Annotated in this window: 11 protein-coding genes; 5 read left to right on the forward strand and 6 right to left on the reverse strand. The window is 60.4% G+C overall.

Translation table 11 applies throughout. The features are described from left to right. Window positions 1-110 precede the first annotated feature (110 nt). From Q0526_RS11380 to Q0526_RS11400, 5 genes are all read right to left on the reverse strand, one after another. A complete protein-coding gene (locus Q0526_RS11380; protein ID WP_298733666.1) occupies window positions 111-1,394 on the reverse strand; it encodes an oligosaccharide flippase family protein in 1,284 nt (427 codons plus the stop codon). Window positions 1,395-1,438: 44 nt separating this feature from the next. Beyond that, window positions 1,439-2,212, reverse strand: a complete 774-nt coding sequence (locus Q0526_RS11385) for a glycosyltransferase family 2 protein (RefSeq protein WP_298733668.1) — start codon at window positions 2,210-2,212, stop codon at window positions 1,439-1,441. A 276-nt stretch (window positions 2,213-2,488) separates the two neighbouring features. Beyond that, window positions 2,489-3,952, reverse strand: a complete 1,464-nt coding sequence (locus tag Q0526_RS11390; RefSeq protein ID WP_298733669.1) for a 6-phospho-beta-glucosidase — start codon at window positions 3,950-3,952, stop codon at window positions 2,489-2,491. A gap of 33 nt (window positions 3,953-3,985) precedes the next feature. Further along, a complete protein-coding gene (locus Q0526_RS11395) occupies window positions 3,986-5,371 on the reverse strand; it encodes a PTS transporter subunit EIIC (RefSeq protein WP_298733671.1) in 1,386 nt (461 codons plus the stop codon). A gap of 186 nt (window positions 5,372-5,557) precedes the next feature. Then, on the reverse strand, window positions 5,558-6,388 hold the full coding sequence (locus Q0526_RS11400; RefSeq protein ID WP_298733673.1) for a PRD domain-containing protein: 831 nt from the start codon (window positions 6,386-6,388) through the stop codon (window positions 5,558-5,560). A 383-nt stretch (window positions 6,389-6,771) separates the two neighbouring features. On the opposite strand from Q0526_RS11400, the gene Q0526_RS11405 reads away from it, so the two are divergent. From Q0526_RS11405 to Q0526_RS11425, 5 genes are read left to right on the forward strand one after another with little or no spacing between them, the layout of a single operon-like run. Next, window positions 6,772-7,986: a GGDEF domain-containing protein gene (locus Q0526_RS11405; RefSeq protein WP_298733675.1), complete on the forward strand. Its 1,215-nt coding sequence runs from the start codon at window positions 6,772-6,774 to the stop codon at window positions 7,984-7,986. Then, window positions 7,983-10,571, forward strand: coding sequence for a hybrid sensor histidine kinase/response regulator (locus tag Q0526_RS11410; protein ID WP_298733677.1), 2,589 nt, complete (start codon window positions 7,983-7,985; stop codon window positions 10,569-10,571). Before Q0526_RS11405 ends, Q0526_RS11410 begins: the two co-directional genes overlap by 4 nt. Next, complete coding sequence (locus Q0526_RS11415) at window positions 10,549-11,634, forward strand: HD domain-containing phosphohydrolase (protein WP_298733679.1); 1,086 nt, start codon at window positions 10,549-10,551, stop codon at window positions 11,632-11,634. The genes Q0526_RS11410 and Q0526_RS11415 overlap by 23 nt, the downstream gene beginning before the upstream one ends. A gap of 16 nt (window positions 11,635-11,650) precedes the next feature. Next, on the forward strand, window positions 11,651-12,070 hold the full coding sequence (locus Q0526_RS11420; protein WP_298733681.1) for an Hpt domain-containing protein: 420 nt from the start codon (window positions 11,651-11,653) through the stop codon (window positions 12,068-12,070). A gap of 40 nt (window positions 12,071-12,110) precedes the next feature. After that, window positions 12,111-12,293, forward strand: a complete 183-nt coding sequence (locus tag Q0526_RS11425; RefSeq protein ID WP_298733683.1) for a hypothetical protein — start codon at window positions 12,111-12,113, stop codon at window positions 12,291-12,293. Between the two features lie 65 nt (window positions 12,294-12,358). Here the strand turns inward: Q0526_RS11425 and Q0526_RS11430 are convergent, their stop codons facing one another. Beyond that, window positions 12,359-13,819 carry a C69 family dipeptidase gene (locus tag Q0526_RS11430; RefSeq protein ID WP_298733685.1) on the reverse strand — a complete coding sequence of 487 codons (1,461 nt, stop codon included), beginning with the start codon at window positions 13,817-13,819 and terminating at the stop codon, window positions 12,359-12,361. Window positions 13,820-14,030: the final 211 nt, after the last annotated feature.

Below are 14,030 nucleotides of genomic sequence, written 5' to 3' on the forward strand. Positions count from 1 at the left end.
CCTTGTCAAAAATTATACCATCCCCCCGGTGCAAAAACAACTCACACTTCGCCCGCAGCGCACAACGGAAAAAGCCCCGCACCGCCAAGGATGCAGGGCTTGGGCTTGTATCATGATGGTTGTTCTTCCTCCGGGCTGGGGACGGCCTGCGGCGGATGGAGCAGGTTGTGGGCGGTGTTGGCAAGGAACGCCGCAAAGAGCGCCGCTCCCATCACATAGAGCATCTGGTCCACCTCGCGGCACCAAAGACCAATGACCACAAAGATGACAAGGTAGGCTGCCGTCATGGTGAAGGTGAAGAACCGCACCCGGCCCAGCGGCATCAGGTAGTTGATGAGGATGGTCAGCAGGGCCACCGGCACCACATAGACGGCGATGGGCAGCAACAGTTCGGTAGCCTGCCGGTATTGCTCGCCAAAGAGGATATTGATGAGCGGTTTGCCCACCGTGACGATGCCTGCCGAGCAGACGAACACGGTGCAGCCGCCCAGCAGCAGGGATTTTTTGAAGAGGGGGGTCGTATCGCCGCCCTTGCTGCTGCGTTCCGCCACCAGCGGCAGCAGCACCACCACCACCGAGTTGGAGAGGTAGAGGGCGATCTTGCCGATCACACTGCCCGAGGAATAGATCCCGGCGTCGGCCGGGTCGGCAGCGAAGGCCTTGATAAGCAGCACATCGCCGTTGGCCATAAGCAGCAGGAAGGCCTGAAAGAAGAAGGACCGCAAAAAATAATTGCGGATCACATGGTAATCCAGCCGGACGCCGGCCTCGGCGGGAGCGCGCAGCACATCCCGCAGCGCAAAGGCGCCGTAAAGGGTCGCGCCCACAGCAGCCAGCGTCAAGGCGCCCAGTGCGCCGCCGATGCGCCACCCCGCAAGGGCAAACGCAATGCCCAGCAGTAGGCGCAGCGTGGTGGAGGTAATGTTAACGGCACTGTACGCGGCAAAGCGCTGCATTCCTTGAAGCACGCCGCTGAGCGCGGTGGTAATGCAGCCGATGGCAGAGATCAGCACCACCACCTGAATATACCGGGTATTGTCCACCTGCAGCACAGCGGCCGCCAGCGGGCTGGCCAGCGCCCCCACCGCCAGCACTAACAGCGCGAAGAGCGCCGCGAAGCGGATGAGTTGACGGGTAAAAGCTGCCAGCGCAGCATCCTGCTGTTGGGCCCGGTACCGGGCCGACAGGTTGGCGGCCAGCGCGGTGATCATTCCGGAAGGGATGCTGATGAGGGTGGACAGGGACAGCATGGTGTTGATGGTCCCATAGTCCGCCGGGCTCATCAGGTTGCCCATGGCGATCTGGTACGCGTAGGTCAGCACATTGGTGATCATCGAAAGGGCGAACACGAATAAGCTGCTGCGCGCCAGTTTGTCCATCTGGAATTTCTTCATACAAACCTCAGCGGCGGCCGCGGTCGGGGCGGCCGCCGGATTATTTATACCGACAGAGTTTCTTTCTGCCCTTGGGGCAGTTTGTCGTAGTAGTGCAGGATCTTCAAACGGTAAAAGACCGCCGCGGTATCCCAGAGCATTCGGAAGATGTCGTTCCAGTTGATGCGTCCGTTGGCGATGCGCTGGAAAACCAGATCGATGGGGGCCGACGCGATCTTTCCGCCTCGGCTGTGGATCAAAGCCAGCACCTCAATATCGAAAGCATAGCGCTTGACCAGCACCATTCGCATTACCGGGCGGATGGTCTCGGCTTTGAAGAGCTTCAAACCGGTCTGGGTGTCCCGGGTATTCAGCCGGAAAAGCACCCGCAGCAGTATGTAGTAGCCCCAACTGTAAATGCGGCGCACCAGCGGGTAATCCACATGGGAATCGGGGTGCATCTTGCTGCCGATGACTGCGTCGGCGTTTTCTCGCTGAAGGATCTCGATGAACCGGTCCAGTTGCGCGGGGGCCAGATCCAGATCGGAATCGCAGAAGGCGATGTATGCCCCCCGGGCCTTGGCGGTCCCCACCCGTAGGGCGTTGCCCTTGCCCTCGTTCTGGGGGCAGTTTACCGGCACGATGCGTTCTTCCTCGGCGGCAGCCCGGCAGATCTCCTGCCAGGTATTGTCCCGGCTGCCGTCGTTGACCACGATGAGTTCCACCTGCTCCGCCAGCGGTTCCACCTGTGCCAAGGCCGTATACAGATTGTTATAGATGCGCTCCCCCTCGTTGTAGGCGGGCATAATCAAGGACAAAGTCCCCTGCAAACGTGCCATGGTCGATCCTTCGCTTTCGGCTTGGTCCCCGTCACCGGCAAACCCGCAAGGTGGGTTCCGGCGCGGATGGTTTCGGTGTTTCCGGTCCGGGTGGGCAGGGCGTTTTCCCCCGCTGCCACGCAGACTTTTACAGTTCAGTATACCACACCGCCCTTTCTTTGTAAACCCGGACGGAAACATCTGGCTGCCGTCCCAACGCCCGCAAAAAGGCGGCTGTTCCCGAAGGAACAGCCGCCGCTTTGGAGGGATGTTTATGAGGAATGTTATGGGGAATGCTTACAGGTCGGCGCCGTTGCTGGCGATAACTTTTTTGTACCAGTAGAAAGACTTTTTGCGGGTACGCTTGTAGGTGCCCTTGCCGTAGTCGTCACAGTCCACATAGACCATGCCGTAGCGTTTGGACATCTGGTTGGAGGAGTTGGACACCAGATCGATGCAGCCCCAGCAGGTATAGCCCATCAGGTCCACGCCGTCCAGTTCCACCGCGTCGTGCATGGCCTTGATATGCTCGGCCATATAGTGGATGCGGTAGTCGTCCTGAATGCTGCCGTCGGGCTGGACCTCGTCGTAGGTACCCAGACCGTTTTCCACGATGAAGAGGGGCAGCCGGTAGCGGTCATAGAGGTCCACCATCGAGATGCGCAGACCGGTGGGGTCGATCTGCCAGCCCCAGGGGCTTGCTTTGAGGTAGGGGTTCTTGATGGCAGCGCAGGTGTTGCCGGGGGCCACATCCAGACCGGTGGTGTCCACCGCCGAGCAGGAGGAGGAATAGTAGGAGAAGGAGATGAAATCCACCGGATAGCTCTTCAGGATCTCATCGTCGCCCCGCTCCTTCTGGATATGGATGCCTTTGCGGGCATACAGCGCCTTGAGGTAGGCGGGATATTCGCCGAAGACCTGCACATCCGAGAAGGCCAGCGTCGCCCGCATATCCTGCTGGGCTTTGAGGACATCCTCGGGCTTGCAGGTATAGGGGTAGTAGGTCAGCTTGGTGAGCATGCAGCCCACCTTGGCGCCGGGGATGATCTCGTGGCAGAGCTTGGTGGCCAAGGCGCTGGCCACGAACTGGTGGTGCATGGCCTGATAGATGGCCTGCTCAAAGGCTTCGGGGGTGGGGAAATGGTCGGGGATCAGGCCGCCGGTCATGAAGGGATGGCGGATGACACTGTCGACCTCATTGAAGGTGAGCCAGTATTTGACCTTATCCTTGTAACGGGTCAGGATGGTCTTGACATACCGCAGGAAAAACTCCACCGATTTCCGGTTGTACCAGCCGTCGTATTCGGTGACGAAGGCCAGCGGCGGCTCGTAGTGGGACATGGTGACCAGCGGTTCGATGCCGTACTTTTTCAGTTCGTCAAAGACGGCGTCGTAGAAGCGCAAGCCCTCCTCGTTGGGTTCCAGCTCATCGCCCCGGGGGAAGATGCGGGACCAGGCGATGGACATCCGGTAGACCTTGAAGCCCATCTCGGCCATCAGGGCGATATCTTCCTTATAATGGTGGTAGAAATCGGCGCCGTGGCGTTTGGGGTAGTAGGTGGTATCGGTGGTGCGGGCAGCCTCCTCGATGTCTTGGGAGGTGATCTCCCACTGTTTTTGCATATCCTGCACATCCACATCGGGCTTAAAGCGGGCCACATCCGCAACGGACAAGCCCTTGCCGCCCTCGTTCCAGCCGCCTTCGAACTGGTTGGCAGCGGTGGCGCCGCCCCAGAGGAAATCTTTCTTAAACGGTTGCATGACAAACCTTCCTTTCGTGGCCGATGGCCGAGATCAAACTTCTTCGGTCAGGGACTGCTCCTCGGTATGGGGTTTTTCCAGCACCATCGCGATGACAAAGGCCGAGACAATGCTGATGGCCATGGCGATAAGGACGTTGGGCACGTTGGACTGGAAGTAGAGGGGCAGGCTGACGATGCTGGAGCTGGCAAAGCTGAGCAGATGGAAGTGGGTCATCGAGATGTAGCCGCCGCCCAGCGCGCCGCCGATGCAGGCTGCCGCGAAGGCTTTCTTGTAGCGGATGAGCACGCCGTAGAGGGCGGGTTCGGTGATGCCCATGATGGCCGAGAAGCTGGCCGACACAACGAGGGTCTTTTCTTCCTTCTTGCGGGTCTTAAAGTACATAGCGGCAGTAGCGCCGAACTGAGCCATGGTGGACATGAACATGGTGGGCAGCAGCATATCATAGCCAAGCTCCGCCAAGTTCTGGAAGACCACGGGGGTAAAGGCCTGATGCATACCGGTCATAACGGTGATGGGCCGGATGAGGGACATAACGAAACCGGCGGCAAAGGCGTTGATGGAGAACAGCCAGGTCATGAAGCTGGTGAGCAGAGAACCGGCGTAGCTGCCCAAGGGGCCCAGCACGACGAGTTCCAGCGGGATCATGATGAGCAGGACCACAGTGGGGGTGAAGATGACCTTCATCACGTCGGGCATGTAGCGGTCCACCACGCGGTAGACATAGCTGAGCACCCAGACGCCCAGCACGATGGGAATGACCGAGTAGGTGTAGTTGACCACACGCACCGGCAGGCCGAAGAAGCTGATGCTGGTGACTTCACCGGCGGTAGCCAGATTCAGCAGGGTGGGATGGACCAGCGCCGCGGCCAGTGCCACCGCCAAGCAGGAGTTGGTCTTGAAGATCTTGGCGCTGGAAACCGCCAAGAAGAAGGGCAGGAAGTAGAAGATACAGTCTGCCATCATGTTAAAGAGCTGGAAGGTATAGCTGTCTTCCGCCACCAGACCCAGCGCCTTGAGCAAGGCGATGATGGCCTTGAGCATACCGGCGCCGGCGATGCCGGGGATGACCGGCAGGAAGATGCCACTGAGCACGTCCAGCAGGCGGGCAGCAAGGCCCTTCTTCTGGGCGGCGCCCTCCTCAGGGGCGCCCTCGGTGGGTCCGATGATCTCCTGCACTTCGCGGTATACCGAGCCTATCTGCGGGCCGATGACGACCTGCAGTTGGTCGTTGACCCACTGGGTCTTGATGCAGCCCGGCAGTTTCTGGAGCTGCTCCAGCTCCACCAGACCCTTATCTTTCAGGTTGATGCGCAGCCGAGTCATGCAGTTGGTGCAGGCGCGAATGTTGTCCTTGCCGCCCACGAGTTCCACGATCTGACTGGCCATCACTTGGTATTTGCTTGTTTTGGTTGCCATGATTCGTTCCTCCTAAAAATCGATGCAGGGTTTGTATTTTCCAGTCGGTGCAGCGCGCTTCCGCACCGACGGTTTGCATGAAAAAACCCCAGAAGCGCTCCCGCCGGGCCTGCCCCCAAAAGGGCAGGCCATCTTGGTCTGGGAAGCACTCTGGGGTAAAGCCCGCCAAAAAGCCGCTGGGGCCTTTTATTGGTCACAATCCTCACGAGCACAAAGCCGGTTGATATGCAGCATCAGATAGAGCATTTCCTCATCGGTCAGTTTCTGATGCAAGGTTTTTTCCATATCGGCGCCGATCTTGCAGGCGCATCGGTAAATGTCGGGAAATTCCTGACACAGGGATTCAAAAATATCCTGATTTTGGGACACGATCATCTGATCGTTCTGGGTGCGCTTCATCATGTAGTGCATGTGGGTGACGAAGCGGTAGTAGTTGAAGCCATCCTTGTCGATGGAAACATGGAGTTCTTCCTCCACGGTGCGGGTGGTCTCGTCGATGATGGCGCCGTAGTCCACGGTGTCGCCCTGAACCTCCTGCGCCTGATAGTTGACGAAATGCAGGGCGATGGCGGCGCCTTCCTCCCGGGGGAGTTCCACGCCCAGCCGCTGCCGGATGATCTGCAGCGCCTTTTGCCCGATCTTGGACTCCTCGGGGTAAAGCTGACGCACCTCGTAGAAAAGGGGCAGCTTGAAGTGGATGTGTTCCTTTTGGCGCTGGATGCAGAAGTCGATGTGATCCGCCAAGGTAAAGACCACATTTTCCCGGAACTGGTGTCCCGACGTTTCGTTGGCCAGATCCACGATGGCGGCGGCGGTTTCCAGCACTTCCTCGGGAATGCGGTTAAGCAGCCCGATCTGTTCCTCGCTCACATCGTAGAAGGTGCGGTCGATCTTGCTCAGCGGCACATCGTAGGGCGGCTTCATAAACCCGATGCCCTTGCCGAAGGCGACGACCTCGTTGTTGTGGCTGTCCAGACACAGGGAGATATTGTTGTTGATGTTTTTGACCACCCGCATCTTTTTCCCCCACAACAAAAAAATCCAGAGAATTCCCCCACTACCAGATGGTAAGGGAAAGCCTCCGGAGAGTAACAAACCTTACGTAATCAACGGCCTTAGTATACCGGATTCATTCCGTCCCTGTCAATTCACACTCCGCACAAAAAAACAGTCCGGTTTTTGGGCAGGTTGCGCCCTGTTTGGGCGGCCGGCCGGGCCATAAGGGCAAAGGATTTGCTTGTTTTCCGATGCGGTGCATGGTATGATGAAAGAGTAAATTTTTGCTTTGTTCCGTGCCGACGGGCCGCGGGGGTCCAGCCGGATAGGTTGAGGCAAACCTTTGGGCTGCTCCATCGCGTCGGCATGACCCACATTCTTTTGGGAAAGGAGAGGGTCCCTGTATGTCCGCCGCCTTGGGCGCCACCGTCAACCTGCCCGCCGTCTTGATCGCCAACGGGCTGGGGGTCTGGCTCACCGCCATCCTGCTGCGGGACACCCGCCCCCACCTGCGCCGCATCCGGCGAGAGATCCGCACCTTCCGCACCATGTGCCGCCTTTGCCTGACGCTCTGCCTGCTGGAAACACTGGGTTTCTGTCTGGACGGGCCGCGGTTTGCGGCGCTGCGTTCCTTCTGCCTGCTGCTCAACGCCGTGGTGTTTGGGCTGAACGCGGTGTTCGCCTATCTCTGGCTTTACTACATTGGCCACAAATTGTTTGAGCCCCACCCCCACCTGCGGTATGTGGACACGGTGGCCGCCATCCCCGCCGGTCTGGTGGTGGTGCTTTGTGCGGCCAACCTGTTTACCGAAGTCTTTTTCGGCATCACCGCCGACAACGTCTACTATCGCGGCGTCGCCTCGCCGCTGGTCTACGCCGTCACCTATCTGTACCTTTTGGCTGGGGGCGGGCTAGCCCTTTACCATCGGCTGCGGGTGGACCGCAGCCGGTCCATCCCGGTATTCACCTTTCTTTTGCCGGTCTTTATTGGCACCATAATACAGTATCTGTGGTATGGCTTGGCCGCCATCTGGGTATCGGTGGCGGTGGGTCTGACCGCGCTGCATACCACCTTGCAGCGGGAAGAATCCTCTTTGGACGCGCTGACCGGCGCCCACAACCGCAACTATTTGATTTATTACAGAAATTATGCTATCACCTTATTCCAGCAAGGGCGGCGGCTCAGCGGCCTGATGCTGGACGTCAACGGCTTTAAGCAGATCAACGACACCTACGGTCACCGGGCCGGGGACCGGGTGCTGTACGCCGTGGCCCGCATCCTAAAGCAGGCTGCCAGCCCCCGGGCCATCGTGACCCGGTATGGCGGCGATGAGTTCGTCATCTTGGTGGAGGATGCCGCCCTTGCCGACCTGCAGGCGGTCCAGCACCGCATTCAAGCGGCTTTGGACGCCTACAACGCCGCCGGGGAAGGCCCCTGCCCGGTGACGGTTTCCATGGGTGCCGCCGAGCTGGGCCCCAACGGGCTCAGTGAACTGTTTGACAAAATGGACCGCGCCATGTATCAGGACAAGCAGGCCTTCTACCGCCGTCAGGGCATAGACCGGCGGCACCACGACCTGCCCCCCTCCCGGTCCGGAAAAGAGCAAACCGACAGATGAAAAAGAAGAAGAAAAAATCCAATCTGCTTGCACAGCGTTCCGAGCTGACCCGCACCCTGCTGAACATTCTGTTGTTGGCGGTGGTGGCGGGGCTGCTGGTGCTCAGCATTGTGCTGGTGCGCATCAAGCTGCTGCAAAACACCCACCAGTTGGGCATGGCGTTGGCCCAAAGCTACGCCGTGGAGGAAACGCTGACCCGGGACACCTTGCAGGACACCGCCCTGATCGCCGGGCAGTATATCGACGAGATCTCCTCCGGGGGCGGCACGCCGGAGCAGATCCAGCACTGGATGCAGAGCTACTTCAACAAGTTGACGGCCATCATCGGCACCGCGCTGGTGGACCCCTATGTGGTCATCGACGGGCAGCTCATCGGCGCCACTCCCTGGGAGGGGGATGCCGACTACGACTATGGCGCCACCCAATGGTACCAACTGGCCCTGCAAGAGCACGGCATGCCGGTATTCAGCGATGTCTACACCGACGCCGTCACCGGGCAGTTGGTCATCACCCTGTCCATGGAGCTGGCCCAGCCCGGGGATGTGCTGGCCATGGACATCTATATCCAGAACAACGAGCTGCACAACACCCTGCAAACCCTGCCGGAGGGGTACTCCTATTACCTGTGTGACGACAACGGGGCGCTGCTCTACGCCGTAAGCTCCTGGTCCACCGACGGGCAGTCGCTGCAAAATGTTGCCAGCTATCTGGTCCGCTGCATTCAGGACGGCTCGCTGGAATCCTACGACGCCTTTTTCCGGGACCCGTCCAACACGCTGCGGGGGGCCTACTACGCGGTGATGGACAACGGCTGGATGGTCATTGTGACCATTCCCATCCAGTCGGTGCTCATGGGGGACGAGAACATCGCCCTCTATGTCATGGCCGGGGTGGCGCTGCTGCTCTTTACGCTGCTGGCGGCGCTGACCGTGCGGGACGCCATGCGTTGGCGGCGGATCAAGCGGGCCGACGACACCGCCCATATGCTGGGCGATTCCTTCTATGCCATCTTCCGGATAAATTTCCGCCGGGGCAGCTACGAGGCCATCAAGTGCGCCCCCGATCTGGTGGAGCGGCTCCCCCCGCGGGAGGATTATCCCGCGCTGCTGCAGCTTCTGTGTGAGCACGTCAAGCCCGAGACCCGGCAGACCTTTGCGGAAAGTTTCTCGCTGGAGAGCATCCGCAGCCGGGTGGACGCCAAGCTGGCGGACTACGGCGGCGACTTCCAGCGCCAATTCGGGGAGGTCTACCACTGGGTCAATGTACGCACCCTCTACGCCCCCACGCTGGTCCCCGACGAGGTGATCCTCTGCTTCCGGGATGTGGACGCCGAGAAGAACCAGCAGCTCCAGCACATGCAGGTATTGCAGGATGCGCTGGACATCGCCCGGCGCAGCACCCGGGCCCAGTCCCAGTTTTTCAGCAATATGTCCCACGATATGCGCACCCCGCTGAATGCCATTTTGGGTTATTGCCCGCTGGTGCGCAAGAGCATTGCCGACGGCAACCGGGACAAGGCCGCCGACGAGTTGGGCAAGATCGAGTTTGCGGGGCGGCAGCTCCTGACCCTCATCAACGACATTTTGGAGTTTTCCCGTCTGGAGGCCGGCAAGGTCAGCATGGACCGCAAGGAGTTTGATCTGGCCCAGTTGGTCCAAAGTATCGCGGACCTCTTCCGGGTCCACGCGCAGGAGGCCGACAAGACCTTGGAGGTCACCCTCGACCTGCGGGATTCGCTGGTGGTGGGGGATGCCAACCTGCTGACCCAGATCTTGAACAATCTGCTTTCCAACGCCTTCAAGTACAGCGACGCCGGCGCATCGGTCCACCTGACGGTCACCCAGTTGGATTTCCAGCAGCACAGCCAATACCGCTTTGTCATCGAGGATACCGGCATCGGCATGTCGCAGGATTTCCTGTCCCACCTGTTCGAGCCCTATTCCCGCGAAACCAGCTTCACCGCCCACTCCACGGTGGGCACCGGGCTGGGCATGACCATCGTGCAGGGGTTGGTGCGGCAGATGAGCGGCGATATTCAGGTGGAAAGCACCCTGGGCCAAGGCACCCGGTTCACCATTACGCTGCCCCTGCAACGGAGCGACCAAAAGGCGCCGCCCGCCCCGGTGATCGCCCCCGACGAGCCCTTCTCGTGGCAGGGGGTGCGGGTCTTGGTGGCGGAGGACAACGCCATGAACCGGGAACTGCTCACCGAACTTTTGCAGATGTCCGGAGCGCAGGTGCTGCAAGCCATCAACGGGGCGGACGCGGTGCATACCTTCCTGCACGAGCCGCCCGGTTCCATCGATGTGATCCTGATGGATATGCGGATGCCGGTGATGGACGGCTGTCAGGCCACCCGGATCCTGCGGGGGCTGCTGCGTGACGACGCCCGTCAGGTGCCCATTGTGGCGGTAACGGCCAACGCCTTTGCCGAAGATATGGAGCGGACCGTACAAGCGGGCATGAACGACCATGTGGCAAAGCCCATCGACTTTGCCCAGTTGACGCAGGTTGTACAAAGACTGCTGGCGGGGCGCAGCGCCCCCAGCGGCGGAAAGGGAAATGGTAGTGATGAAAGATCCTGAATCCCTGCTCATCGTGGATGATGAGGAGATCAACCGCGCAATTCTGGCCAACCTGTTTCAGGCAGAGTACCAGATCTTAGAAGCCGCCAACGGCCGGGAAGCCTTGGCGGTACTGCACCAGCATCAGGACACGGTCAGCGCCGTGCTGCTGGATGTGATCATGCCCGAGATGAACGGCATCGAGGTACTGCGCCGCCTGCATGACGACGGTCTGACCCAGCGGTTCCCGGTCTTTTTGATCACGGCGGACAGTGCCGACGCCACCATGCGGGAAGCCTACCGGCTGGGGGTCATGGACATCATCTTCAAACCGGTGGTGCCCTACATCGTCCAGCGGCGGGTGAACTCCATCGTGGAGCTTTACCGGGCCCGTCGGCAGTTGGGCGCCACGGTGGAGCAGCAGCGGGACCAACTGCTGGTACAGACCCAGCAGTTGGCGGCCATGGGCATGGGCATGGTGGAAGCGCTGGCCACCGCCATCGAATTTCGCAGCGATGAGTCGGGCCAGCATGTCCGGCGCATCCGGGACATCACCTGTCACCTGCTGCGCCACACCGCGCTGGGGGCCGGTTTCACGGACAGCGAGATCCAACTCATCGGCGTGGGAGCCATCACCCACGATGTGGGCAAGATCTCCATTCCCGACGCCATCCTGCACAAGCCGGGCCGGTTGACGCCGGAGGAGTTTTCCATCATCCAGTCCCACACCGTCAACGGGGCCAAGCTGCTCTCTCACATTCCCCAGATGCGCCAGCACGAAGCCTACCGCTACGCCTACGACATCGCCCTGCATCACCACGAACGGTGGGACGGCCGGGGCTATCCCGACGGGTTGGTGGGCAACGCCACCCCCATCTGGACCCAGATCGTAGCGCTGGCCGATGTCTACGACGCGCTGGTCAGCCCCCGCTGTTACAAGGCCCCCCTGCCTGCCGACCAGGCGGTACAGCTCATTCTGGAGGGAGCCTGCGGCGCCTTCAATCCGGCGCTGCTGGACGCCTTCACCCAGTGTGAGCCCGACCTGCGGCTCTTGTATCAATCCGTTTGTTCTGTCACCCCATGACCCAAGGAGGATCCCCATGGACGCCCTACAAAAACAACGCTTGCTGGACGCCGACATCGCGGTAGAGGACGCGCTGGCTCGCTTTATGAACAACGAAGCTCTGCTGCTGCGGTTTCTGGCCCGGTTCGGGCAGGACCCCAGCTTTGCGGCGCTGGAACAGGCGCTGGCCGATGGCCGCACCGAGGACGCCTTTACCGCCGCCCACACCCTCAAGGGGGTGACGGGCAATCTGTCCATGCAGGCACTGTACCGCCAGACCTGCGCCATGGTGGAGGATCTGCGCGCCGGCGCTTTGGAGGATGCCCGCCCTGCAAGCCCAGTACCGCCTGACCCTCACCGCGCTGGAAGGCCTTTGACGCCCCCGCGCCGTTTTTTCACCCGGTTTTGCCCCCGCCGTCCCACGCAATCTCTTGTGATCCTCCCCAAAATCTTGTAGGATCAAAGCCGCAAATCGCCGCCAAAAAGGCGGCCGCCCGATGCTGTATCAGGAATGCCCCGTTCCGGGCATGGCAGCGGCCGGCGGCATCGGGTCTGTCATCTCCAACGGCCTGCAAGGCAATGACTACGGCACCGCCGGGGTCGCCACCCTGCTGGGGTTTGCCGTCGCCTACACCATCGGGCGGATCTTCGTCCGCATCCCAACGCAGTTTACCGCCTAACGGTCCTTCGCCGGGCCAAAAAGAAAGCAGCACCTTTCGGTGCTGCTTTCTTTGGTATCGTCCGCTCAGTTATCCCCCCGGTGATACCGGATCTTCATATGCTCAGAGGCATTTTTAAGGATCTGGGCAAGGGCTTTGTCCGACTCTTCCTTCACCATGTCGGCAATCTTGCGGTTGGCTTCCTGCAAAATCTCAACGGGCGCCCCCTGCCGGATCTTCTCGTCGTACTCATAGAGGAACTGCTGTCCGCGGTTCATCACGGCGTTCAGATACCGCTCGTCAAAGATCAGGGCATCCCCAAAATGGGCGTCGGTCAGCGCGGCAATGAGCCGGCTGTGCCAGTACATGCTGTCGGTGGAGACCGTTTCCGTCGTGCCGCTGAGATACTTGGGGAACTGGGCCACATTGGCATAAACCGGGAAGCAGGCCGTGAAGCCGCTGCCGCCCATGGACAGCCACTCCACCCCCTGAATGGCCTCGGGCAGATCGCCGCGGACCTGCAGAATGCCGCAGACATCGCTGTTGGGCACGCCGATGGTGCGGTACTTGCCCTTGCAGGCAGCGGTCTTGTCGTAGGGGTTGTAGGGCGTTCCCTGATAGTAGGACCCCAACAGATACCGCACGTCCTCCACCGTCACCTTGCGCTCCGGCACAAAGGACCACGGGATGTCGTTGCTCTCCGGGGTAAAGTCGGCGTTCTCTCCGTCCCAGCGGTAGGTCCGGGGCAGGAAATACCGGGCCATGAACCAAGCCCGGGGGGTGTTGTAGATATGGTCCGCATCGGAATGGGAACCGAAGGCCAGCCGCGGGTTAAAATCCGCGCCCGTATCCAGCGCCAGATGGTAGGTTTCCACGAACTCCCGCAGGTCCTTGGAGCAAAGGTTCTCCTGCTGCGCCCCGTAGGCATCCCCAAAATCAAAATGGTCCAGACCAAACTGGTTGGGCATGACCACCACCCGGTCGTCGGGCACCCGCCGGGCGATCCAGTGGTGGCCGCCGATGGTTTCCAGCCACCAGACTTCGTCGGCGTCCGCAAAGGCCATGCCGTTTGGCTCGTAAGTACCGTACTGCTCCAGCAGCGCGCCGGTGCGCAGCACCCCTTCCCGGGCTGAACGGATGTAGGGCAGCACCAGCGTCACCAAGTCCTCCTCCCCGATGCCGCCGGGGACCTCTTTGGTGTTGCGGCCCTTCTTTTCCTGATACCGCACATAGGGGTCCGCGCCGATGACCCGGGCGTTGCTGGTAATGGTCTCGGTGGCGGTCATGGCCACGTTGGCCTCGTTGATGCCGCAGGCGGGCCAGACGCCGTTGGTCTTGGTCACGTTGGGGCAGTCGGTATAGCGCATGGCCTGTTCCGGCAATGCAACGGTCAGATGGGAAATGACCGTTTTGTAGGCAGCCGCCTTCTCTCTGGCCGGGTGGACCAAAAGGCGCTTGGCTTCAAAGGCGCCGTCATCATTGCGGGCAATGATCGTCGAGCCGTCATGGCTGGCTTTCTTGCCCACCAAAATCGTGGTACAGGGCATAGGGTTCTCCTTTGTATATACATCCTTTTCAAATCGTGTGCCGTGCTTTTCACCGCACAGCATACTTCCTGCAAGCGGGAACCGGCAGCCAGACAGGGTGCCGGTTTCTGCTTCCGCAAAAAACAGAAGGCAAGGATGTTTCCATCCTTGCCCTTGTCTGGCGGAGCATCAGAGATTTGAACTCTGGCGGCGCTGTTAACGCCCTATCGCA

It is taken from the genome of uncultured Subdoligranulum sp. (assembly GCF_937890665.1).

What these genes read in the sequence shown, in the direction of transcription:
- Q0526_RS11380 (WP_298733666.1), bottom strand. Translation starts at nt 1,394, where the DNA reads ATGAAGAAATTCCAGATGGACAAACTGGCGCGCAGCAGCTTATTCGTG.
- Q0526_RS11385 (WP_298733668.1), bottom strand. Translation starts at nt 2,212, where the DNA reads ATGGCACGTTTGCAGGGGACTTTGTCCTTGATTATGCCCGCCTACAAC.
- Q0526_RS11390 (WP_298733669.1), bottom strand. Translation starts at nt 3,952, where the DNA reads ATGCAACCGTTTAAGAAAGATTTCCTCTGGGGCGGCGCCACCGCTGCC.
- Q0526_RS11395 (WP_298733671.1), bottom strand. Translation starts at nt 5,371, where the DNA reads ATGGCAACCAAAACAAGCAAATACCAAGTGATGGCCAGTCAGATCGTG.
- Q0526_RS11400 (WP_298733673.1), bottom strand. Translation starts at nt 6,388, where the DNA reads ATGCGGGTGGTCAAAAACATCAACAACAATATCTCCCTGTGTCTGGAC.
- Q0526_RS11405 (WP_298733675.1), top strand. Translation starts at nt 6,772, where the DNA reads ATGTCCGCCGCCTTGGGCGCCACCGTCAACCTGCCCGCCGTCTTGATC.
- Q0526_RS11410 (WP_298733677.1), top strand. Translation starts at nt 7,983, where the DNA reads ATGAAAAAGAAGAAGAAAAAATCCAATCTGCTTGCACAGCGTTCCGAG.
- Q0526_RS11415 (WP_298733679.1), top strand. Translation starts at nt 10,549, where the DNA reads ATGGTAGTGATGAAAGATCCTGAATCCCTGCTCATCGTGGATGATGAG.
- Q0526_RS11420 (WP_298733681.1), top strand. Translation starts at nt 11,651, where the DNA reads ATGGACGCCCTACAAAAACAACGCTTGCTGGACGCCGACATCGCGGTA.
- Q0526_RS11425 (WP_298733683.1), top strand. Translation starts at nt 12,111, where the DNA reads ATGCTGTATCAGGAATGCCCCGTTCCGGGCATGGCAGCGGCCGGCGGC.
- Q0526_RS11430 (WP_298733685.1), bottom strand. Translation starts at nt 13,819, where the DNA reads ATGCCCTGTACCACGATTTTGGTGGGCAAGAAAGCCAGCCATGACGGC.